The organism is Agrobacterium sp. 22-3639C2, assembly GCF_053522105.1.
The window spans coordinates 149,574-170,966 of the sequence record NZ_JBNWDB010000006.1; the positions used below are offsets into that span (position 1 = coordinate 149,574).

At 59.3% G+C, this 21,393-nt stretch carries 16 protein-coding genes; 6 read left to right on the top strand and 10 right to left on the bottom strand.

Features of this window, described 5'->3' with window-relative positions:
• Positions 1-3: 3 nt before the first annotated feature.
• A complete protein-coding gene (gene leuS / locus ACQZ6D_RS24050; RefSeq protein ID WP_065662957.1) occupies positions 4-2,634 on the bottom strand; it encodes a leucine--tRNA ligase in 2,631 nt (876 codons plus the stop codon).
• A 193-nt stretch (positions 2,635-2,827) separates the two neighbouring features.
• Between leuS and ACQZ6D_RS24055 the strand changes: the two genes are divergently transcribed.
• Positions 2,828-3,487, top strand: coding sequence for a YggS family pyridoxal phosphate-dependent enzyme (locus ACQZ6D_RS24055; RefSeq protein ID WP_003516516.1), 660 nt, complete (start codon positions 2,828-2,830; stop codon positions 3,485-3,487).
• A 107-nt stretch (positions 3,488-3,594) separates the two neighbouring features.
• Here ACQZ6D_RS24055 and ACQZ6D_RS24060 read toward each other — a convergent pair whose 3' ends face one another.
• A complete protein-coding gene (locus ACQZ6D_RS24060) occupies positions 3,595-4,299 on the bottom strand; it encodes a DUF1013 domain-containing protein (protein WP_003516519.1) in 705 nt (234 codons plus the stop codon).
• 232 nt (positions 4,300-4,531) lie between these two features.
• Between ACQZ6D_RS24060 and acs the strand changes: the two genes are divergently transcribed.
• Positions 4,532-6,487, top strand: a complete 1,956-nt coding sequence (gene acs, locus ACQZ6D_RS24065; RefSeq protein ID WP_003516521.1) for an acetate--CoA ligase — start codon at positions 4,532-4,534, stop codon at positions 6,485-6,487.
• Positions 6,488-6,592: 105 nt separating this feature from the next.
• Here the strand turns inward: acs and ACQZ6D_RS24070 are convergent, their stop codons facing one another.
• The 6 genes from ACQZ6D_RS24070 to ACQZ6D_RS24095 form a co-directional block, all read right to left on the bottom strand.
• Positions 6,593-7,600, bottom strand: coding sequence for a TRAP transporter substrate-binding protein (locus ACQZ6D_RS24070; protein WP_003516523.1), 1,008 nt, complete (start codon positions 7,598-7,600; stop codon positions 6,593-6,595).
• Positions 7,601-7,636: 36 nt separating this feature from the next.
• A complete protein-coding gene (locus tag ACQZ6D_RS24075) occupies positions 7,637-8,914 on the bottom strand; it encodes a TRAP transporter large permease (protein WP_003516526.1) in 1,278 nt (425 codons plus the stop codon).
• A 4-nt stretch (positions 8,915-8,918) separates the two neighbouring features.
• Complete coding sequence (locus tag ACQZ6D_RS24080) at positions 8,919-9,449, bottom strand: TRAP transporter small permease (RefSeq protein WP_003516529.1); 531 nt, start codon at positions 9,447-9,449, stop codon at positions 8,919-8,921.
• Positions 9,450-9,565: 116 nt separating this feature from the next.
• Positions 9,566-10,726 carry a fumarylacetoacetate hydrolase family protein gene (locus ACQZ6D_RS24085; protein ID WP_065705126.1) on the bottom strand — a complete coding sequence of 387 codons (1,161 nt, stop codon included), beginning with the start codon at positions 10,724-10,726 and terminating at the stop codon, positions 9,566-9,568.
• Between the two features lie 206 nt (positions 10,727-10,932).
• A complete protein-coding gene (locus ACQZ6D_RS24090) occupies positions 10,933-11,649 on the bottom strand; it encodes a FadR/GntR family transcriptional regulator (protein ID WP_003516533.1) in 717 nt (238 codons plus the stop codon).
• A 119-nt stretch (positions 11,650-11,768) separates the two neighbouring features.
• Positions 11,769-13,214, bottom strand: a complete 1,446-nt coding sequence (locus tag ACQZ6D_RS24095) for an FAD-binding oxidoreductase (RefSeq protein WP_003516535.1) — start codon at positions 13,212-13,214, stop codon at positions 11,769-11,771.
• 200 nt (positions 13,215-13,414) lie between these two features.
• On the opposite strand from ACQZ6D_RS24095, the gene denD reads away from it, so the two are divergent.
• The 4 genes from denD (at position 13,415) to ACQZ6D_RS24115 (ending at position 18,196) form a co-directional block, all read left to right on the top strand.
• Positions 13,415-14,401: a D-erythronate dehydrogenase gene (denD, locus tag ACQZ6D_RS24100; RefSeq protein WP_003516536.1), complete on the top strand. Its 987-nt coding sequence runs from the start codon at positions 13,415-13,417 to the stop codon at positions 14,399-14,401.
• Complete coding sequence (locus tag ACQZ6D_RS24105; protein ID WP_013636953.1) at positions 14,398-15,300, top strand: NAD(P)-dependent oxidoreductase; 903 nt, start codon at positions 14,398-14,400, stop codon at positions 15,298-15,300. The genes denD and ACQZ6D_RS24105 overlap by 4 nt, the downstream gene beginning before the upstream one ends.
• 9 nt (positions 15,301-15,309) lie before the next feature.
• Positions 15,310-17,094, top strand: coding sequence for an IlvD/Edd family dehydratase (locus ACQZ6D_RS24110; protein WP_003516539.1), 1,785 nt, complete (start codon positions 15,310-15,312; stop codon positions 17,092-17,094).
• A gap of 127 nt (positions 17,095-17,221) precedes the next feature.
• Entirely contained in the window at positions 17,222-18,196 is a 975-nt protein-coding gene (locus tag ACQZ6D_RS24115; RefSeq protein ID WP_013636952.1) for a threonine ammonia-lyase, read from the top strand.
• A 12-nt stretch (positions 18,197-18,208) separates the two neighbouring features.
• Here ACQZ6D_RS24115 and ACQZ6D_RS24120 read toward each other — a convergent pair whose 3' ends face one another.
• Together ACQZ6D_RS24120 and ACQZ6D_RS24125 are read right to left on the bottom strand one after the other, a co-directional pair.
• A complete protein-coding gene (locus ACQZ6D_RS24120; RefSeq protein ID WP_448730141.1) occupies positions 18,209-19,312 on the bottom strand; it encodes an NAD(P)/FAD-dependent oxidoreductase in 1,104 nt (367 codons plus the stop codon).
• Positions 19,313-19,764: 452 nt separating this feature from the next.
• A complete protein-coding gene (locus tag ACQZ6D_RS24125) occupies positions 19,765-20,943 on the bottom strand; it encodes a M20 aminoacylase family protein (protein WP_448730142.1) in 1,179 nt (392 codons plus the stop codon).
• Positions 20,944-21,393: the final 450 nt, after the last annotated feature.

Sequence of the window (21,393 nt, forward strand, 5' to 3'; positions counted from 1 at the left end):
ACGTCAGACAACAATGTTCACAATCCTCTGCGGAACCACGATGACTTTTTTGGGCTCGCCACCGGCAAGAATGGATTTGACGGCATCCAGCGCAAGGGCAGCCGCTCGGACCGCATCTTGATCCGCATCGCGCGCGATTGTCAATTCGCCGCGCTTCTTGCCGTTGACCTGAACGGGCATGACCACATCGTTTTCCTCGACCAGCGAGGGTACAAAAGTTGGCCACGGCGTCTGGGCGACGAGACCCTCGTTGCCCAGCGCCGACCAGCATTCTTCGGCCAGATGCGGCGTCATGGGGGCAATGATGCGAATGAGGATTTCGACGGCATCACGCGCCGCCGCCTTGACGTCATCAGGCTTGCCACCAGCCGCGACATCCGCCAGCGGAGCTGCGAGCGCGTTGACCAGTTCGTAGATGCGGGCGATCGCCTTGTTGAAGGCAAGCTTGTCCAGATCCTCCTGAACGGCCTTCAGCGTCTTATGGGCCGCCTTGGATACTGCCAGGCCCTCGCCCTCGCTCGCGGGCTTCGGCGTGACGCTCTTCAGTTCGGTCGCGACTTCGCCGATGATGCGCCAGACGCGCTGTACGAAGCGGTTTGAGCCTTCCACACCGGCTTCGGACCAGATGACGTCGCGGTCGGGCGGGGAATCCGACAGGACGAAGAAGCGAGCGGTATCCGCACCGTAGGATGCGATGATGTCATCCGGGTCGACCACGTTCTTCTTCGACTTCGACATCTTCTCGATCGAGCCGATTTTCACTTCCGCGCCGGAGGACAAGAGGAATGCCCGGCGGGCGCCGTCAGTCTCTTCGATGCGCAGGTCGGCGGGCGCTACCCATTCACGGGTCAGGCCTTCACCGTGGCTGTAGGTCTCGTGCACAACCATGCCCTGCGTGAAGAGGCCCTTGAAGGGCTCCTTGACGCCGACATGGCCGGTCTCGCGCATGGCGCGGGTGAAGAAGCGCGAATAGAGCAAGTGCAGAATAGCATGCTCGATGCCGCCGATATACTGGTCCACCGGCAGCCAGTGGTTTGCGGCCTTCGGATCCGTCGGCTCATCTTCCCAAGGCGCGGTGAAGCGCGTGTAGTACCAGCTGGAATCGACGAATGTGTCCATCGTGTCGGTTTCACGGCGTGCGTCATGGCCGCATTGCGGGCAGGCAACGTGACGCCATGTGGGGTGGCGATCCAGTGGGTTGCCGGGCACGTCGAAGGTCACGTCGTCGGGCAGCTTGACCGGCAGGTCCTTCTTCGGAACCGGAACTACGCCGCAGACTTCGCAATGGATGACGGGTATCGGGCAACCCCAGTAACGCTGGCGGGAAATGCCCCAGTCGCGCAGGCGGAAATTGACCTTGCGCTCGGCCTGCGGCGTGTTGCCCAGCGTCTGGGCAGAGAGCTTCTGCACGACCGCCTCAAAGGCGTCAGTCGTGTTCATGCCGTTCAGGAAGCCGGAGTTGATCATCACGCCATCATCGGTGAAGGCGACGTCTTGAATGGTGAAGCTGGCAGCGTCGGGGCCTTCCGGTGCAACGACGGCCACCACCGGCAAATCGTATTTACGGGCGAAATCCAGATCGCGCTGGTCACCCGAAGGGCAGCCGAATATCGCGCCGGTGCCGTAGTCCATCAGCACGAAGTTGGCGACATAGACCGGCAGTTCCCACGTCGGGTCCAGCGGATGCACGACCTTGACGCCGGTATCGATACCCTTCTTTTCCGCTGTTTCCAGCGCTGCGAGAGACGTGCCATGGCGGCGGCACTCGTCGCAGAACTCGGCAATATCAGGGTTCTTCTCCGACAGCTCTCTTGCCAGCGGATGGTCGGCGGCGATTGCCAGGAAGGATGCGCCGAACAGAGTGTCGGGACGCGTGGTATAAACAGTGATGTCGGCAAAGCCTTCCGGCACTGTGCCAGCAACGGTCTGCCAGCGCAGCGAAAGGCCTTCGGAGCGGCCGATCCAGTTCTTCTGCATCAGGCGTACTTTTTCCGGCCACTGATCCAGCGTGTCCAGCTCGTCCAGCAGATCCTGGCTGAAATCGGTGATTCGGAAGAACCACTGCGTCAATTCGCGCTGTTCGACCAGCGCGCCGGAACGCCAGCCGCGGCCGTCGATGACCTGCTCATTGGCCAGAACGGTATGGTCGACCGGATCCCAGTTGACCTTGGACTGCTTGCGGTAGACCAGACCCTTTTCCATGAAATCGACGAACAGCGCCTGCTGGCGGTGGTAATATTCCACATCGCAGGTCGCAAATTCGCGGGTCCAGTCCAGCGACAGGCCCATGGATTTCAGCTGGCCACGCATGGTGGCGATGTTCTGATAGGTCCAGTCCTTCGGGTGAACCTTGTTCTGCATAGCCGCGTTTTCGGCAGGCATGCCGAAGGCGTCCCAGCCCATGGGGTGCAGAACGTTGAAGCCGCGCGCGCGCTTGTAGCGCGCAACGACATCGCCCATCGCGTAGTTGCGGACGTGGCCCATGTGAATGCGTCCCGACGGGTAGGGAAACATCTCTAGAACGTAATACTTCTCGCGCGGATCGCTGTTGTCGGTCACGAAAACCTTGTCTTCGTTCCATTTCTGCTGCCAGCGCGGCTCGGCGTCGCGAGGATTGTAACGTTCGATGGCCATTGTTTAGAATTCCGGGTATCGAGGGGAAAAATTTGCGCTGACCTTCACCATGAAACGACCGGGGCGTCAAGTTTGGCGGGGCCTCCGGGCGTTCAATCTTGGCCAGCGTGCCTCAAATGGTGCTAAACCCGCTTGGCATCAAGGCAATCGGCGTCTAGTTAGCGTTCAGAATGTTTCAAATAGAGGTCCTGTGATGGAAATCGAAGCACGTCTTGAGGATGTCAGGCAACGCATAGCGGAGACAGCGGAAAAGTCCGGCCGCAAGGCGACGGATGTTTCTCTCGTCGCCGTCTCGAAGACGTTCGATGCGCAAGAGATCCAGCCGGTGATCGACAGCGGCCAGCGCGTGTTCGGCGAGAACCGCGTACAGGAAGCGCAGGGCAAGTGGCCTGCGCTTAAAGAAAAGACATCGGGTATAGAGCTGCACCTGATCGGGCCGCTGCAATCCAACAAGGCGGCGGATGCAGTTGCGCTGTTCGACGTCGTACAGAGCGTTGATCGGGAAAAGATCGCCCGTGCGCTTTCTGAGGAATGCGTCAAACAGGGCCGCAGCCTTCGTTTTTATGTGCAGGTCAATACCGGGCTGGAGCCACAGAAGGCTGGCATCGATCCACGCGAGACCGTCGCCTTCGTGGCTTTTTGCCGGGACGAGCTGAAATTGTCGGTAGAGGGCCTGATGTGCATTCCGCCTGCGGATGAAAATCCCGGTCCGCATTTTGCGCTTCTGGCGAAGCTTGCCAGACAATGCGGCCTCGAGAAGCTTTCCATGGGCATGTCGGGGGACTTCGAGACTGCGATAGAATTCGGCGCCACCAGCGTGCGTGTCGGCTCGGCAATCTTCGGTGCCCGCTAGAGCATTTCCGGCAAAGCGCATAGCCGGTTTACTGGAAGTGCCCTGAAGCTCTGAAAACAAAAAACCCGGCACGACGGCCGGGTTTTCATAAACGGAAAGACTTTCGATCAGTAGTGATCGTCCTCGTCTTCGTCCTTCGGAGCCGATTTCAGCGAGCTGAGCTTCTTGAAGACGGCGTCCGCGTCGATCTGCTTTTCTTCTTCGTCGCGCTGGAAGTTGTAATCCAGACCTTCCGTCGCCGTTGCCGGCTGCAGCGTGTTGCCAAGCTCTTCTGCTGTCGGCAGCGGGCGGCCGCGCGATGCGCGTTCAACTTCAAGATCGAGATCGATCTGGCTGCAGAGACCAAGCGTTACCGGGTCCATCGGGGTGAGGTTTGCCGAGTTCCAGTGGGTGCGGTCGCGGATCTGCTCGATGGTGGATTTGGTGGTGCCAACAAGACGCGAAATCTGCGCGTCCTTCAGCTCAGGATGATTGCGGACCAGCCAGAGAATGGCGTTCGGACGATCCTGACGCTTGGAAACCGGCGTGTAGCGCGGGCCACGGCGCTTGGATTCCGGCACACGAACCTTTGGCTCGGAAAGCTTGAGCTTGTGGTTCGGGTTGCCTTCAGCGCGGGCGATCTCGTCGCGGGAAAGCTGTCCGGTCGCGATCGGGTCGAGGCCCTTGATGCCCTGCGCGGCTTCACCGTCGGCGATTGCCTTGACTTCGAGCGGATGCAGTTTGCAGAACGTGGCGATCTGATCGAACGACAGCGCGGTGTTGTCTACCAGCCATACAGCCGTAGCTTTTGGCATGAGCAATTGTTGAGCCATAGATACAGTCCTTCTGTCCGTCCGCGCCGGGGTCGCGGGCGTGGTATCAACCACTGATTTCCGGGATATTGGCGCTCTATAACCGGATTGCATCATAATTGCAATTCTTTGCGAAACAAATGCCTTTGTCTAATTGCCGTGTGCATTTGAACTGCTATGAATTCAACACATGCCTGAGGTGGGAGTCTCAAGGTCGCGCATATCAAGCCATATCTGGTTCCAGGAGGAGTTCATGTCTGCCAAAATCTACCCCGTGCTCAAATCGGCGAAAGCCCGCACGCTCATCGACAATGAGCGTTACCAGAAATGGTATCAGGAGAGCGTCGAGGATCCCGAGAAGTTCTGGGACAAGCACGGCCGGCGGATCGACTGGTTCAAGCCCTATACCAAGGTCAAGAACACGTCCTTCAAGGGAAGAGTGCCGATCAAGTGGTTCGAGGACGGCCTGACGAACGTCTCCTACAACTGCATCGACCGGCACCTGAAGACGCATGGCGAACGCACGGCGATCATCTGGGAAGGTGACAATCCCTATATCGACAAGAAGATCACCTACAATCAGCTCTATGACTATGTCTGCCGCCTGGCGAACGTGCTGAAGAAGCATGGTGTCAAGAAGGGCGACCGGGTCACCATCTATATGCCGATGATACCCGAGGCGGCCTATGCCATGCTCGCCTGCGCCCGCATCGGCGCCATTCATTCGGTCGTGTTCGGCGGCTTCTCGCCGGAAGCGCTGGCCGGCCGCATCGTCGATTGCCAGTCCACCTTCGTCATCACCTGCGATGAAGGCGTGCGTGGCGGCAAGCCGATCCCGCTCAAGGAAAATACCGACAAGGCGATCGATATTGCCGCCAAGCAATATGTCATCGTCAACAAGGTTCTGGTCGTGCGCCGCACCGGCGGCAAGACCGGCTGGGCGCCCGGCCGCGACATCTGGTACCATCAGGAAATCGCCACGGTGAAACCGGATTGCCCGCCGGTGAAGATGAGGGCGGAAGATCCGCTGTTCATCCTCTACACGTCAGGCTCCACCGGCAAGCCGAAGGGCGTGCTGCACACCACGGGCGGCTATCTCGTCTATACGTCGATGACGCATGAATACGTCTTCGACTACAAGGACGGGGAGGTCTTCTGGTGTACCGCCGATGTCGGCTGGGTCACCGGCCATTCCTACATCGTCTACGGGCCGCTGGCGAACTGTGCGACGACGCTGATGTTCGAAGGCGTTCCCAACTTCCCGGATCAGGGACGGTTCTGGGAAGTCATCGACAAGCACAAGGTCAACATCTTCTACACCGCACCGACGGCGCTCCGATCCCTGATGGGGGCGGGCGACCAGTTCGTCACGCGTTCGTCGCGCGAAAGCCTGCGGCTTCTCGGCACGGTGGGCGAGCCGATCAATCCCGAAGCGTGGGAGTGGTATTACCATGTGGTCGGCGAGGACAAGAGCCCCATCGTCGATACCTGGTGGCAGACGGAAACGGGCGGCATTCTCATCTCGCCGCTGCCGGGTGCGACGGACCTGAAGCCGGGTTCGGCGACGAGGCCGTTCTTCGGCGTGCAGCCGCAGCTGGTCGATGCCGAAGGCAACGTGCTGGAGGGGCCGGCCGACGGCAATCTCTGCATCATTGATAGCTGGCCGGGCCAGTCGCGATCTGTTTACGGGGATCACCAGCGCTTCGTCGACACCTACTTCTCGACCTATAAGGGCAAGTACTTCACCGGTGACGGCTGCCGGCGCGATGAGGACGGTTATTACTGGATCACTGGCCGCGTCGATGACGTGCTTAACGTCTCCGGCCACCGCCTCGGCACCGCCGAAGTCGAGTCGGCACTTGTTTCGCATCATCAGGTTTCGGAAGCGGCGGTCGTGGGTTACCCGCATGCCATCAAGGGGCAGGGCATTTATTGTTATGTCACGTTGATGGCAGGCCAGAGCGGCGACTATGCGCTGCGCGAGGAGCTGGTAAAGCACGTCCGCAACGAGATCGGGCCGGTTGCGACGCCAGACAAGATCCAGTTCGCGCCAGGCCTGCCGAAGACCCGTTCGGGTAAGATCATGCGGCGTATTCTGCGCAAGATCGCGGAGGATGATTTCGGCGCGCTTGGGGATACATCGACGCTTGCAGATCCCGCGGTGGTCGAAGATCTCATCGCCAACCGGCAAAACCGCACGGCGTCCTGATTTTCTGGAAGAGGCTGCTTTGGCAGCCTTTTTCTTTTCTGTATTCGCATAAACAAAAACACCCGGAGGCTGACCTCCGGGTGTTTTAATTTTATCCAGACAGGATTACTGGCCGCGGATCTTCTTCAGGTCCGCCAGAACGGCGTCAACGACGTCGGCACCGATTTCAGCCTTGTGCTTTTCGTAGACGACCATCGACTTTTCGCGGATACGTGCCTGCTCTTCCGCAGACAGCGAGTTCACTTCAAGTCCTGCAGCCTTGATCTTTTCCAGCGACTTCTGGTTCAGTTCGCGGATGACCTTGCGCTCTTCGTCACGGCCGACGACTGCGCATTCGCGCAGGGCCGTCTGTTCTTCGGGCGTGTAGCTGTCGAAGATCGGCTTGGAGAAGAGGAAGAGGAACGGCGTGTAGGCGTGGTTCGTCTCGGTGATGTACTTCTGCACCTCGTAGAACTTGGAGGTGTCGATCGTCACATAGGGGTTTTCCTGTGCGTCGATCGCGTTGGTTTCAAGTGCCGAGAACACTTCACCGAAAGCCATCGGCGTTGCATTGGCGCCGAGGTTCTGGAAGGTGTCGAGGAAGATGTTGTTCTGCATCACGCGAACCTTCAGGCCGGAAAAGTCTTCCCACTTGTTCACGGCGTGCTTGGAGTTCGAGAGGTTGCGGAAACCGTTTTCCCAGTAGGCCAGGTTTACGAGGCCCTGTTCTTCCAGCTTCTTGTTCATCATGTCGCCGAAGGCGCCATCCATCACGGCATCGGCTTCCTTGGCGTTGGAAAACAGGAACGGCAGGTCGAAGACGCCGAGCGACGGGATCAGGCCGACGAGCGGTGACGAGGACGTAACAACCGCTTCCTGAACGCCGGAGCGTAGGGCCTGCGTCGCCTGAAGGTCGCCGCCGAGAGCGCCGCCCCAGAATGCCGTCAGCTTCAGCTTGCCGCCCGACTTGTCGTCGAGGCAGGCCTGCATGGCCTTGATGCCGTTGCCGACCGGGTGGTCCTGGTTGATGCCGTTCGAAACGCGGATGTTGCGGCTGTTGAATTCAGCCATTGCCGGGGCTGCGGCGCCCACCGCGAAAGCGATGGCCGTGGTGGTCAGAAGAAGCTTTCTCATAATATCCTCCCTTGGATTTTGGTTGAGAAGTGGCGATTAACGAAGGTACTGCAGCGGAACCATCACGATGTCCGGGAAAATCACGAGCAACGCCAGAACGATGGTTTCTGCAACGAGGAAAGGCCATACACCGATCGTGACCTTGCCGAGCGGGATGCGTCCGACGCCTGAGACGACGTTCAGCACGACACCGACCGGCGGGGTAATCAGGCCGATGGCATTGTTGATGATGAAGAGGACGCCGAAATAGACCGGGTCGATGCCTGCCTGCTTGACGATGGGCATCAGAACGGGCGTCAGGATCAGGATGGTCGGTGTCAGGTCGAGCGCGGTTCCTACGATGAAGACCAGCACCATCATGGCAACCATCAGAAGCATCGGACGATCGATCAGCGGTTCGATATAACCGGCGACTTCGTTTGGAATGTTCGCAGCCGTGATGAGCCATGCGGAGACGAGGGCTGCGCAGACAAGGAACATGATGATCGAAGTGCTCTTGGCAGCGCGCAGAAGAACGTGGAACAGATCCGCCGGCTTCAGTTCGCGGTAGATCACCATGCCGACGAAAAGAGCGTAGCCGGCAGCGACAACGGCGGCTTCCGTCGGCGTCATGATGCCTGCCTTGATGCCGCCCAGAATGATGACCGGCATGCCAAGCGCCCAGCCGGCGCGGACCGTGGCAACCAGACGTTCCTTGCCCGAGGTCTTGGGCAGGGGCTTGATGTTATCCTTTCGGACCACGATCAGCCAGGCGATGATCAGCGAAATGCCCATCAGAATGCCGGGTACGATACCAGCAAGGAAAAGCTGGGTGATCGAAACGTTGGCGGCGACGCCGAAGACGATGAAGGCCATGGAGGGCGGAATGACCGGGGCAATGATGCCGCCTGCAGCGATGAGGCCGCCGGAGCGCGGAATGTTGTAACCGGCTTTCGCCATCATCGGGATGAGGATTGCGGCAAGGGCTGCGGTGTCGGCAGCGGCCGAACCGGAGATGCTGGCCATGATGATGGCCGCGACAATCGCCACGATGCCGAGACCGCCCCTGATATGGCCCACAAGCGCAATCGCAAAGTCGATGATGCGGCGGGAAAGACCACCGGAGTTCATCAGTTCGCCAGCCAGAATGAAGAAGGGGATGGCGAGCAGCGTGAAGGTGTCCGCGCCCGAAATCATGTTCTGGGCGATGATCGCGGTGTTGAACATGCCCATGTACCACATGAGCACGACGCCACAGAACATCAGCGAGAAAGCGACGGGAACGCCAATCGCCATGGCTCCGAGAAGAGAGCCGACAAAAACGAAAAGTGTCATGGTATCAGCGCTCCGAAAGCTGTTCGATCGTGAGGTTCTCGCCGGCGAACTGGGCGATTTCATCCTCTGTCACGCGGCCCGTCACATAACGGTAGAGGCGTTCCAGAGCGATGATGAACATCAGACCGCCGGTGAACATGCCGATGCCGTAGACCCAGATCATCGACAGCTTGGTGACAGGCGCATGCATGCTGGCGTTGATGGCAGACTGCTTCCATGTTCCCCAGAAGAAGATGGCGGAACAGCCCAGAATGATAATGTTCGACAAGACCATGCACACGACACGGGCGCGGCGCGACAGGAACATCACGAGAGTTTCGATGCCCATATGGCTGTTTTCACGGAAGGTCAGTACGGCGCCGATGAAGGTCAGCCATACGAAGAAGTATCGCGACAATTCTTCCGAGATATTGATGCCGGAATTCATGGTGTAACGCATGACAACGTTGACGAAGACCATGATCGACATGCCGGCGAGCAGCAGGACGAGAATGATTTCGAGAATCCGGTAAAAGAGATTGATGGTCTTTTGCATTTTCCCCTCCCGAAGAAATATCTGGAGCATTTTCGACGAAGGATCGCCCTCAATGCTCCACCTATGGGTTTTCGCAATTCTGGGCGCAAAACCGCGATGCAGTTTTGCTGGATTGCCTAGAGCAGCCCGCGTTTCGCTAGGTTGCGCATGAGGGCCGCGGTGCCGAATGTCCATTCCGGGCATTCGTCTGTCGTCGTGACCCAGTTGATCAGCTTGCCGAGCTTGGGCGTGGAGATTTCGACACGGTCGCCCTTGGAGTGGGTGAAGCCGAGACCCGGGCCATGGCGGTCCTTTACCGGCGCGAACATCGTACCAAGGAAAAAGACGGCGCCGTCAGGATACTGATGGTTGCGGTTCAAGAGCTGGGAAGCGAGGTTTTCCGGCGTGCGGCTGATCGCCTGCATTGCGCTTGCACCGGTCATGGTGAAGCCGTCCTCGCCTTCGACCAGAAGCGATATCTGCGCCTTCTTCACGTCTTCGATGGTAAAGCGTCCATCAAACAGGCGGATGAAGGGACCGATTGCGCAGGATGCGTTGTTGTCTTTTGCCTTGCTGAGCAGGAGGGCGGAGCGGCCCTCGAAGTCACGCAGGTTGACGTCGTTGCCGAGCGTCGCGCCAACGATACGGCCGTCGGAGGCAATGGCCAGCACCACTTCCGGCTCCGGGTTGTTCCACTGCGACTTCGGGTGAACGCCGATCAGCGCGCCGCAGCCGACGGAGGCCATGGCCTGCGCCTTGGAGAATATCTCCGCATCCGGACCGATGCCAACTTCCAGATATTGCGACCACAGGCCCATTTCCTGTAGCAGTTTCTTCACTTCCGCTGCTTTTTCCGAACCGGCCTCAAGTCCCTTGAGATTGTCGCCGAGAACCGGCGCCAGCCGTCCGCGTATTTCCTGCGCGCGAAGTGGATCGCCCTTGGCCTGCTCCTCGATCACGCGTTCCAGCATGCTGTCGGCGAAGGTCACGCCTGCAGCCTTGACGGCCTGAATATCGTTGGGGGCGAGAAGTTCACCAGCGGAGCCATCCAGAAAGGCCTCGAGCGCGCCAAGCGCCACGAATGTGCCGGTGTCTGCAAGGAGCTCCAACAGATCCGTCTTTTCCAGAAGTTCCGACATGGTCGGCGAAAGAGAGGTGAGGTCGTAAAGCACGCCGCCTTTGAGCAGAACGGGGCAGGGGCCGCCTTCGCTTTTCGACCATACGCGGCCGACGAGCAGGGCGTTTTCAAAGTCTTCAGGCAAAATAGCGGTAGCGTCGATGGACCTTGAGCCGGTCATATATATCCTCCCCTTCAGCCCTCCGACAGCCGCCTCCTGCGGTCATATTGTCTGGATGTCTGACAACCTAATCTCATTCTTCTTAGTATGACTTTTACAGCGAGTCTAGCGGCACCGCAGACAAAATTATCGTCTTTCGCCTCTGGATTGCCGGAAAGCAGCGAAACCTGTCCTATAGCTTTGCCGTTTAAGCTTCTGTTTGCGGCTCAGAAGATATCCAGTTCCAGATTGACCCGGCTTGCTGCCCCGAGCAGATGTTTGCGCATCGCATCCTTGGCCGCAGTCGCATCGGCGCGTTCGACGGCTTCGAAGATTGCCACGTGTTCGGCGATCGTCACCTCGAGGATTTCCCCGAAAATAGCACGGGAGAAGGCGATGTTGATAGCCGAGCTGATGCGTTCTGCGATAAAGCCGAGAAACATCAGGAAATATTCGTTCTGCGTCGCTTCCGCCAGAATACGGTGAAAGTCTAGATCGGCCGCAACGCCCTCCGTCGACCAGTCGTCGGTTGTTCGCATCTTTTCCAGTGCCGCCGCCAGCCGCGCCAGCTGCTGCGGGTTGCGGTGGAGTGCTGCCAGACCCGCCGCCTCGATTTCCATCGGCATGCGAAGCTGGAAGAGATCGCGGAAATTTTCCGGATCGTTCAGACGGGACCGCTCGATGCGAATGGACAGTCTCTGCCGGGGATCGGTAACGAAAGCGCCCACGCCTTGCCGTGTTTCGACAAAACCTTCGTTGCGCAATTGCGCGATCGCTTCACGGATGACCGAGCGGCTGACGCCGAAGGTTTTGGCCAGAACATGTTCCGTCGGCAGCCTGTCGCCCGGCCCGAGTTTCGAATCATTGATTTCGCGGGCGATCTCCGCGGCGATCCGGCCGGGCAGATGATCGTTGCGATGTATCTGACTGAACTCCAGCGTCATGATTGCTCCCGTTCCACAGAAACGATTGGTCCGTTTTTTCCCGCGGCAGGCGACTTCCTCCTTCGCCGTCAGCGGGGTTTTCAGAGGCGGCGTATTCCGCCGCCTTTGCTGTTTCTCGATTAGCTATCCGGTTGCAGGGTTATCTGGCAACCGGGATTCATCCGCAAATCGGGGTCAAAGGCATTTTTCAAACCCGTGATCATCCGGCGCTGCACATCAGATAGCCGGCTTTCGAAATCGGAGCGTTTCAGGCGGCCGATGCCGTGCTCGGCGCTGATGCTGCCGACGTAACGGTCAAGGACTTCGTTGACGAGGGTTTTCGATTTGTAGATGAAGGCTTCGCGCTCCTGCGGCGTTGCTCCGTTTGGCGGCAGCACGTTGAGATGGACGTTGCCGTCTCCGACATGGCCATAGGAAACCGCCAGGCATTCCGGCAGTTTTTCCGCCAGTTCAGCCTCTGCTTCGGCCACGAACGCCGCAAGTTTTGACAGCGGCACGGAAATATCGGTGCGCATATGGCTGCCGCGTAGCGCCTGACCCTCGTTCATGCCCTCGCGGAAAAGCCACAGCGATTGCGCCTGTGCTCGCGAGGAGGCGATGACGCCGTCCAGCACCAGACCGTCTTCCATGACGCCCTCGAGGAACCGTCCCATCAGGTCGGCAGTGTCTACTAGCCCCGAGCCGGAAATTTCCATCAGCACGTAGGCCGGATAATCTCCGGCGATCGGCATTTTAAGGTCGGGGATTGCTTCGATTGCGAGCGTGAAGGCGACGGGCGGCATGAATTCGAAGGCGGACATCAGGTCGCAGCATTCGCGGCGGGCGCGGCGATAAAGCTTGATGGCGTCATCCAGCGAATTGAGGCCGAGCAGTGCCGTCTCGACATGTTCTGGATTGGGGTAGAGCTTTACGGACACGGCCGTTATGATGCCGAGTGTTCCTTCCGCGCCAATGAAAAGCTGCTTCAGGTCAATGCCACGATTGTCCTTACGCAGCGTCGACAGGCCATTCCAGATGGTGCCATCAGGCAATACCACTTCGAGACCGAGCACCAGTTCGCGGGTCATGCCGTAACGCAGAACGTTGATGCCGCCAGCATTGGTGGAGACGTTGCCGCCGATGCGGCAGCTGCCCTGCGCGCCGAGCGACAGCGGAAAGAACATTCCCTTGTCCTGAACCGCATCCTTGAATTCCGACAGAATGCAGCCGGCTTCAACGACAGCCGAAAAATCGTCGCTGTCTATGGTGCGGATGGCGTTCATGCGCTCGAGGCTCAGCACGACCTGACGCTTTGGCTCATCGGGAATGCCGCCGAGCACCAGCCCGGTATTGCCGCCCTGAGGGATGATGGCGAGACCGAGTTCAGCGCAGGCGCGAACCGTATCGGAGACTTCCTTGGTCGAACGGGGGCGGATGACGGCTACCGCCGAACTGGTGACGTCGCCATGCCAGTCGCGGCAATAGCGCAGCATGTCTTCCTGCGATGTCAGCAGCAATGCCTCGCCCAGCCTGTTCTTCAGCGAGAACCGCAATTCCTCGATATCGTGTTCGCTCACGATCGTCATTCCACCCTCTCCGTCCAATCCGCCCTAAAATATCCGGGCAAAGGTCTTTCGCCCTTGCTTTTGCCGGTTTGTGAAAAAATACTATTTTCAATCAAACCATATAAGGTTATCAGACAACCTTACAAGCTAATTTATCGGTTCACGAGCCGATGATGTTTTTTCGGTCTCGGGAGAATGACCGGGCCAAAGAGGAGGAAGATATGCATATCGCAATCATCGGTGCTGCAGGCATGGTTGGCCGTAAGCTGACGCAGCGTCTCGTCAAGGATGGATCGCTTGGCGGCAAGTCGATTGACAGATTCACGCTTATCGACGTGTTTCAGCCTGAAGCGCCCGCCGGCTTCTCCGGTGCGGTTGATGCGCGCGCAGCCGATCTGTCCGCGCCGGGCGAAGCCGAAAAGCTGGTCGAAGCCCGCCCCGATGTGATCTTTCATCTTGCTGCCATCGTATCCGGTGAAGCCGAACTTGATTTCGACAAGGGCTACCGTATCAATCTCGATGGCACGCGTTATCTCTTCGACGCCATCCGCATTGCCAACGGCAAGGACGGTTACAAGCCGCGCGTGGTCTTCACCTCGTCGATCGCCGTATTCGGTGCGCCGCTCCCTTATCCGATTCCGGATGAGTTCCACACCACGCCGCTGACCAGCTACGGCACGCAGAAAGCGATCTGCGAGCTGCTGCTCTCCGACTATAGCCGTCGCGGTTTCTTCGACGGTATCGGCATTCGCCTGCCGACGATCTGCATTCGCCCCGGCAAGCCCAATGCGGCTGCTTCCGGCTTCTTCTCCAATATCCTGCGCGAGCCGCTGGTTGGTCAGGAAGCGGTTCTGCCGGTGCCGGAAAGCATTCGCCATTGGCACGCTTCGCCGCGTTCCGCTGTTGGTTTCCTTCTTCATGGCGCGACGATCGACGTGGAAAAGGTCGGTCCGCGCCGCAACCTGTCCATGCCCGGCCTCAGCGCCACCGTTGGCGAACAGATTGAAGCGCTGCGCAAGGTTGCCGGCGAAAAGGCCGTTGCCCTCATTCGCCGCGAGCCGAATGAGATGATCATGCGCATGTGCGAAGGCTGGGCGCCCGGTTTCGAAGCAAAGCGCGCCCGTGAACTTGGCTTTACGGCTGAAAGCTCCTTCGAAGAGATCATTCAGGTTCATATCGAGGACGAACTGGGAGGTTCACTGAAATGAGTGTCGGCGGGGAGGAGAAGAAGCGGTCGGTTGCCTTTATCGGCACAGGCCTGATGGGCGGGCCGATGGCCCGGCGTCTGCTGGGCGCGGGCTTTTCGGTTGCGGTGTGGAACCGCAGCGTCGAAAAGGCTGAGGCGCTGGTTGCCGATGGCGCGGTTCTCGCGGCATCGCCGGCCGAAGCCGCCAGGGGTGCCGATATCGTCATCACCATGCTGAGCGACGGCAAAGCCGTGGGCGAGGTGCTGTTCGAGGCGGGTGTGGCGGACGCGCTGGAAAAAGGCGCTGTTGTCATCGACAGCAGCTCCATTGCGCCGCCTATTGCGCGCGAACACTCCTCCCGGCTACGGGCAATGGGCATTCATCATGTCGATGCGCCGGTCTCCGGCGGTGTGCCGGGCGCAACGGCGGGTACGCTCGCGATCATGGCCGGTGGCGATGAGGCGCTGATCTCTGGTCTTTCGGATTTCTTCGCGCCGATGGGCAGGCTCACCTATGTCGGCCCCTCCGGTGCGGGCCAGCTTTGCAAACTCGCAAACCAGCAGATCGTCGCCATCACCATCGGCGCGGTTGCCGAGGCGATGATGCTTGTGGAAGCGGGCGGGGCATCCCGCGAAGGGTTCCGTAACGCCATACGTGGCGGTTTTGCCGAAAGCCGGATATTGGAATTGCACGGCGAACGCATGGTGAAGCGCGATTTCGCGCCAGGCGGACCCTCCAAGTTCCAGCTCAAGGATCTGAACGGGGTGCTGGCGACGGCGAAGGATTTGTCCCTGACGTTGCCTTTGACCCAGCAGGTAACGCGGGAGTTCGATGATTTCGTCAGCGATGGTGGAGCCGATATCGACCATAGCGGTATCCTGCTTTACCTCGAAAAACTCAACAACCGGGAACAGGGCTGAGGCGGTCTCATGAGCGACGACAAGACACCCGTGCGGCGGCTGCGATCCCAGGACTGGTTCGACAACCCTGACCATCTCGACATGACGGCGCTCTATCTGGAGCGCTTCATGAATTATGGCGTGACGCCGGAAGAGCTGCGTTCCGGTAAGCCGGTCATCGGCATCGCGCAGAGCGGCAGCGACCTGACGCCCTGCAACCGCGTCCATGTCGAACTGGTCAAGCGGGTGCGCGATGGTATCCGTGATGCGGGCGGCATCCCCATCGAGTTTCCGACCCATCCGATGTTCGAAAACTGCAAGCGACCGACAGCGGCGCTTGACCGCAATCTTGCTTATCTCAGCCTGGTGGAAGTGCTTTACGGTTATCCGCTCGATGGCGTCGTGTTGACCACGGGCTGTGACAAGACCACGCCTTCGGCGCTGATGGCGGCAAGCACGGTTGATATTCCGGCTATCGTCTTATCCGGTGGGCCGATGCTCGACGGATATCATGACGGCGATCTGGTTGGTTCCGGCACGGTCATCTGGCGCATGCGCCGCAAATACGGCGCCGGCGAAATCACCCGCGAGGAATTCCTGCAGGCGGCGCTCGAATCCGCTCCTTCGGTCGGTCACTGCAACACCATGGGCACGGCCTCTACCATGAATGCCATTGCCGAAGCGCTCGGCATGTCGCTGACCGGCTGCGGCGCAATCCCGGCCGCTTACCGCGAACGCGGCCAGATGGCCTATCGCACCGGCCGCCGTGCCGTCGAACTGGTTGTCGAGAATATCAAGCCTTCGGATATCATGACGCGCGAGGCGTTTTTGAACGCGATCCGCGTCAATTCGGCGATCGGCGGTTCGACAAATGCCCAGCCGCATCTGGCGGCGATGGCGAAACATGCGGGCGTCGAACTTCGCGAGGAAGATTGGCAGGTTCACGGTTATGACATTCCGCTCATCGCCAATGTCCAGCCCGCCGGAAAATGGCTGGGCGAGAAATATCACCGTGCCGGCGGTACGCCCGCCATCATGTGGGAGCTTCTGAAGGCAGGCAAGCTTGACGGGAGCTGTCCGACCGTGACCGGCAAGACCGTGGCGGAAAATCTGGACGGGCGGGAATCGACCGACCGCGATGTGATACTGCCTTACGATAAGCCGCTCAAGGAACGGGCCGGTTTCCTCGTCCTCAAGGGCAATCTGTTCGATTTCGCCATCATGAAGACGAGCGTGATCTCGGCGGAATTCCGGCAGCGTTATCTGAGCGAGCCGGGTCGTGAGGGGATTTTCGAGGGCAAATGTGTGGTTTTCGATGGTTCGGAAGACTATCACGCCCGTATCAACGATCCGTCTCTCGATATCGATGAGCGCACCATTCTCGTCATTCGCGGGGCCGGACCGCTCGGCTGGCCGGGTTCGGCTGAGGTCGTCAACATGCAGCCGCCGGACGCGCTGTTGAAAAAAGGCATAACCAGCCTGCCGACAATCGGCGACGGCCGGCAATCGGGAACCGCGGATAGCCCGTCGATCCTCAATGCCTCGCCAGAAAGTGCCGCCGGTGGAGGACTGGCATGGCTTCGCACGGGTGATGTAATCCGCATCGACTTCAATCAGGGCAAGTGCGACGCGTTGGTACCGGATGCAGAGCTTGCTGCCCGAAAGGCCGATGGCATTCCTGCGGTGCCTGCGGATGCCACGCCCTGGCAGCGCATCTATCGTCAATCGGTGACCCAGCTTTCGGACGGTGCGGTTCTGGAAGGGGCCGCGGATTTCCGCCGGATTGCCGAGAAGATGCCCCGGCACAACCATTGACCATTCATTTGCAAGCGCATGACGAAAGATCCCCGGCCAAGACCGGGGATTTTTCTTGTCCAGCCGGTTTCACTATTAATTGCGACCTCCTAATGTACACCCAACATCCGCATTACAGGGGCAGGGCATGACAGATATTTCGATGATTGAGGCAGCGCGCCAGCGCATCGGCGAACATGCGGTGCGGACACCGCTTCTGTCGTCGCATTTTCTGGATGAGATTGCCGGGCGAAAGCTGTTCGTGAAGGCCGAGTGCCTGCAAAGAACGGGTTCGTTCAAATTTCGCGGCGGCTGGTCGGCGGTATCCGGTCTGCCGGCCGATGTGCGCGCCCGTGGCGTGATCGCCTTTTCCTCGGGCAACCATGCGCAGGGCGTCGCGCTTGCTGCTCGTCTGCACGGCGTTCCTGCCGTCATCATCATGCCGTCCGATGCACCAAAAATCAAAATCGACAATACCCGCGACTATGGTGCGGAAGTGGTGCTCTACGACCGGGCGAATGACGATCGCGACGCCATTGGCGACCGCCTGTCGAGCGAGCGCGGACTGACCCTTATCAGGCCCTACGACGAACCGCTGGTGATTGCAGGGCAGGGGACTGTCGGGCTGGAAATCGCCGAACAGGGCTTGGAACTCGGTATCGATGCGGCCGAGGTTCTCGTGCCCTGCGGCGGCGGCGGCCTCACATCCGGCATCTCCCTTGCCCTTGCGGCGAAAGCGCCGAACTACAAGGTCAGGACGTCAGAACCCGAGCGGTTCGACGATGTGGCGCGCTCACTCGCAGCGGGCAAGATCGAGCGGAATGCAACGACTTCCGGTTCGATCTGCGATGCAATCGTCACGCCTCAGCCCGGTAACATCACCTTCCCGATTATGGTTGGGCTTTGCGGAAAAGGCATTGCCGTGACCGAAGAGGAAGCACTGCGGGCCATGGTTCTCGCCTTCAACAGGCTGAAGGTCGTCGTCGAGCCGGGCGGCGCGGTGGCCTTGGCGGCGGCGCTGTTTCACGGGAAAGAGCTGGAGAGCGAAACGGTGATTGCGGTTGCCTCCGGCGGCAATGTCGATCCGGAGATCATGGCGAGCGCACTGTCCCGTTTCGGCTGAGATCAGATGGGATCAGGCCTCGAGCCGAGCCGCAACCTCGTTGGCTATCGCCAGCGAGGCGGTGAGGCCGGGGCTTTCGATGCCGAAAAGATTGACGAGACCGGCAAGGCCGTGGCTTTCCGGCCCGTCGATGCGAAAATCCATGGCCGGTTCGTCGGGTCCTGAAATCTTCGGCCGGATGCCCGAATAGGCCGGGATCAGCGCGTGTTCCGGTAGGCCCGGCCAATAGCGGCGGATCGCGTCGCCAAAACCCTCCATGCGGCGGGGATCGACGGCATAATCAATGGTGTCGACCCACTCCACATCCGGCCCGAAACGGGCCTGACCGGCAAGATCCAGCGTCAGATGCACGCCAAGGCCGTGGGTGTGCGGAGCGGGGTAGATGAGCCGTGAAAAAGGCGACTTGCCGGTCAGCGAAAAATAGCTGCCTTTGGCGAAACGCGCCTCCGGGATTGTATGCTTCGGCAATCCCTCGATCTGTTTTGCCGCCAGCGGTGCCAGAAGGCCGGCGGAGTTGACGAGCAGCCGGCATGTCAGGCTGAGAGGTTCCTTGCCGCCAACGTGAACGCGGAAACCGTTGCCGGTCGTTTCCGCCCTTTCGAATGGTGCATTCAGGGCGAGGGCTGCGCCATGGTCTTGCGCGTCGCCGAGCAGCGCCAGCATATAACCATGGCTATCAATGATGCCGGTCGAAGGTGAAAGCAGGGCCGCTACGCAGGTGAGCGCAGGCTCGAGCGACAGCGCCTGCGTGGCATCGATCAGTTCGAGGTCGTCGCAGCCATTGGCGTTACCCTTTTCCTTGAGTGTCGCCAACAGAACCGTTTCGTCCGCATTCGCTGCCACGATGAGTTTGCCGCAGCGGCGGTGCGAAACGCCATGGCTCTGGCAGAACGTATAAAGCCGCTCCCTGCCTTCAACGCAAAGGCGTGCCTTGAGGCTGCCTTCAGGATAATAAAGCCCGGCGTGAATAACCTCGCTATTGCGTGAAGAGGTGGCGGAACCGAATTCCTTTTCGCCTTCGAGGATGATGACGGAAAGACCACGCATCACCAGCTCGCGGGCCGTCGCCAGTCCGATCACCCCGGCTCCTATGATGATGGCGTCTATATCCGTCATGGTCCTTATCCGAGCCTGCCAATGATTTTGAACGGAAATGCCGTCTGCGACGTTGATCCTGCGCAATGGGTAGATTGATGCTTGTCCGGCGGCAAGTCGCGATCCGTATTTTTCCCAATGCGCCGAACTTATGGAATTTTATCTCTACTGAAACAGTGGGGAATAAAGCTATTCTTTACGGGAAATAAGCAGTGCCCGCTTTGACGGGCCGAGCAAGGAAGGGAGTTGTACAATGTCTTATTCCAAGGCCGGAAAAGCAAAAGACTTTGTCTCGCAGCCCCAGTCGCAGCGAAACTGGAGAGATTCGGTTCACGCGGCTCTTGTCGGCGTGTGCGTGGCTTTTGTCGCGGCGGTCATACTCGGTCTCGTTCCCTGATCCTCCCAGATTTTCTCATCAGGAAACTTGAGAAAAAAAGGCCGGTCGCTCCTCCGACCGGCCTTTTTATATTCATTCACACCTTCAGATAATCCTCCGCCAGATCGACCCAGAAGGCGGTTCCGATTGGCAGGATATCGTCGTTGAAGTCGAATTTCGGATGGTGCAGCGGCGGGTCGTTTTCGGTGCGCGCGGTGCCGAGGAAGAAGTAGCAGCCGGGCCGTTTTTCAAGCATGTAGGCGAAGTCTTCCGCGCCCATGGACGGGCGCTGCATTTCAACCACCTTTTCCGCCCCGGCGAAACGACGGGCCAGACCGGCGACATATTCTGTTTCCGCCTTGTGGTTGACTGTCGCATTGTAGCCGCGCTCGTAATCGAGCGTGACACTCATGCCATAGCTGGCCGCCTGGCCTTCGGCTATCGCCCGGATACGCTTTTCCAGTTCGTCGCGCACACCCGCGTCAAAGGAACGGATGGTGAGCAGCATTTCCGCCTTCTCGGGAATGACGTTGCTCGCAACACCAGCATGGAATGCGCCAACAGTGACGACCGCCGACAGTTGCGGATGGATGTTACGGGACACCACCGTCTGCAAGGCCATGATGATACTGGCGCCCGCAACAATAGGGTCGGCCGCATCCTGCGGTTCGGCGCCGTGGCCGCCATATCCGTTGACGGTGATCCTGCATTCATCGACGGCGGCAAGGATCGGGCCGTCACGCAGGACGAATTGTCCGAAGGGCACGCCGGGATCGTTATGGAGGGCAAAAACCGCATCGCATGGGAAGCGGTCGAACAGTCCGTCCTCGATCATGATGCGGGCGCCGCCGAAATTCTCCTCCGCCGGCTGGAAGATCAGATGCAGGGTCCCATCGAAATTCCTGCGTTCGGCGATGATCTTCGCGGCTCCCAGGAGCATGGCCGTGTGTCCGTCATGGCCGCAGGCATGCATGACGCCATCATTGGCGCTTGCATATTCCGCTCCGGTTTCCTCACGGATCGGCAGGGCATCGATATCGGCGCGAATGCCGAGCGTGCGGGCACTGTCGCCATTGCGGAGCGTGGCGACGATACCGGTTCCGGCAAGTCCGCGCGTTACTTCGTAACCCATTTCCACCAGCTGCCCGGCAATGAAATCCGAGGTCTGGAATTCGGAAAGACCGATTTCGGGATGCCGGTGCAGGTGGCGGCGGATTGCCACCACATCCGGCATATGGTTGGCGAAGGAGGCAATGTTTGCGGTCTGTCTGGTCATTTTCGAAGTCCCTGGTTACGCCGCTTTTTTCCAGCGCTTTTTGCAAATTTCATAGCAGCATATACGCGGGCATGTAAGGGGCGTTCCCGGAGCCGGAATGCCTTGAAATTCATCGCTTGCATCGTATCGCGACAGGTGGCATGGAACTATAGACGTCCTGGGGCATTAGCGTTTCGGATGTGGCGCAGGCCTTCTCGGCCTCGCGTTGCCCTTCAGGTGTCAAAGGGGGACTATCTGACGTTGCGCGAACAATTTTCGCCGTGGGGGAAGGTGCGAAATCCGGTTGGAACGGCATTGCCGGGCCATAGGGCGAAATTTTCCTGTCGTCGAAAATCCATTGTCCGCAGAGATCCCCGGCTTTGCATGGTCGGAGGGATCGCGCAGCAAAACGCCGTGCTTGCGGATATTCGCCGTTTGACGATGCGTTGCACACAACGTCTGATCCGGTTC

Bases quoted from the DNA above. Each gene is read 5' to 3' on its own strand.
- ACQZ6D_RS24095 (WP_003516535.1), bottom strand. From the start codon at position 13,214: ATGACGATCGTGAGCGAACACGATATCGAGGAATTGCGGTTCTCGCTG.
- acs (WP_003516521.1), top strand. From the start codon at position 4,532: ATGTCTGCCAAAATCTACCCCGTGCTCAAATCGGCGAAAGCCCGCACG.
- ACQZ6D_RS24085 (WP_065705126.1), bottom strand. From the start codon at position 10,726: ATGACCGGCTCAAGGTCCATCGACGCTACCGCTATTTTGCCTGAAGAC.
- ACQZ6D_RS24055 (WP_003516516.1), top strand. From the start codon at position 2,828: ATGGAAATCGAAGCACGTCTTGAGGATGTCAGGCAACGCATAGCGGAG.
- ACQZ6D_RS24075 (WP_003516526.1), bottom strand. From the start codon at position 8,914: ATGACACTTTTCGTTTTTGTCGGCTCTCTTCTCGGAGCCATGGCGATT.
- ACQZ6D_RS24120 (WP_448730141.1), bottom strand. From the start codon at position 19,312: ATGACGGATATAGACGCCATCATCATAGGAGCCGGGGTGATCGGACTG.
- denD (WP_003516536.1), top strand. From the start codon at position 13,415: ATGCATATCGCAATCATCGGTGCTGCAGGCATGGTTGGCCGTAAGCTG.
- ACQZ6D_RS24115 (WP_013636952.1), top strand. From the start codon at position 17,222: ATGACAGATATTTCGATGATTGAGGCAGCGCGCCAGCGCATCGGCGAA.
- ACQZ6D_RS24090 (WP_003516533.1), bottom strand. From the start codon at position 11,649: ATGACGCTGGAGTTCAGTCAGATACATCGCAACGATCATCTGCCCGGC.
- ACQZ6D_RS24060 (WP_003516519.1), bottom strand. From the start codon at position 4,299: ATGGCTCAACAATTGCTCATGCCAAAAGCTACGGCTGTATGGCTGGTA.
- ACQZ6D_RS24110 (WP_003516539.1), top strand. From the start codon at position 15,310: ATGAGCGACGACAAGACACCCGTGCGGCGGCTGCGATCCCAGGACTGG.
- ACQZ6D_RS24070 (WP_003516523.1), bottom strand. From the start codon at position 7,600: ATGAGAAAGCTTCTTCTGACCACCACGGCCATCGCTTTCGCGGTGGGC.
- ACQZ6D_RS24105 (WP_013636953.1), top strand. From the start codon at position 14,398: ATGAGTGTCGGCGGGGAGGAGAAGAAGCGGTCGGTTGCCTTTATCGGC.
- ACQZ6D_RS24125 (WP_448730142.1), bottom strand. From the start codon at position 20,943: ATGACCAGACAGACCGCAAACATTGCCTCCTTCGCCAACCATATGCCG.
- ACQZ6D_RS24080 (WP_003516529.1), bottom strand. From the start codon at position 9,449: ATGCAAAAGACCATCAATCTCTTTTACCGGATTCTCGAAATCATTCTC.
- leuS (WP_065662957.1), bottom strand. From the start codon at position 2,634: ATGGCCATCGAACGTTACAATCCTCGCGACGCCGAGCCGCGCTGGCAG.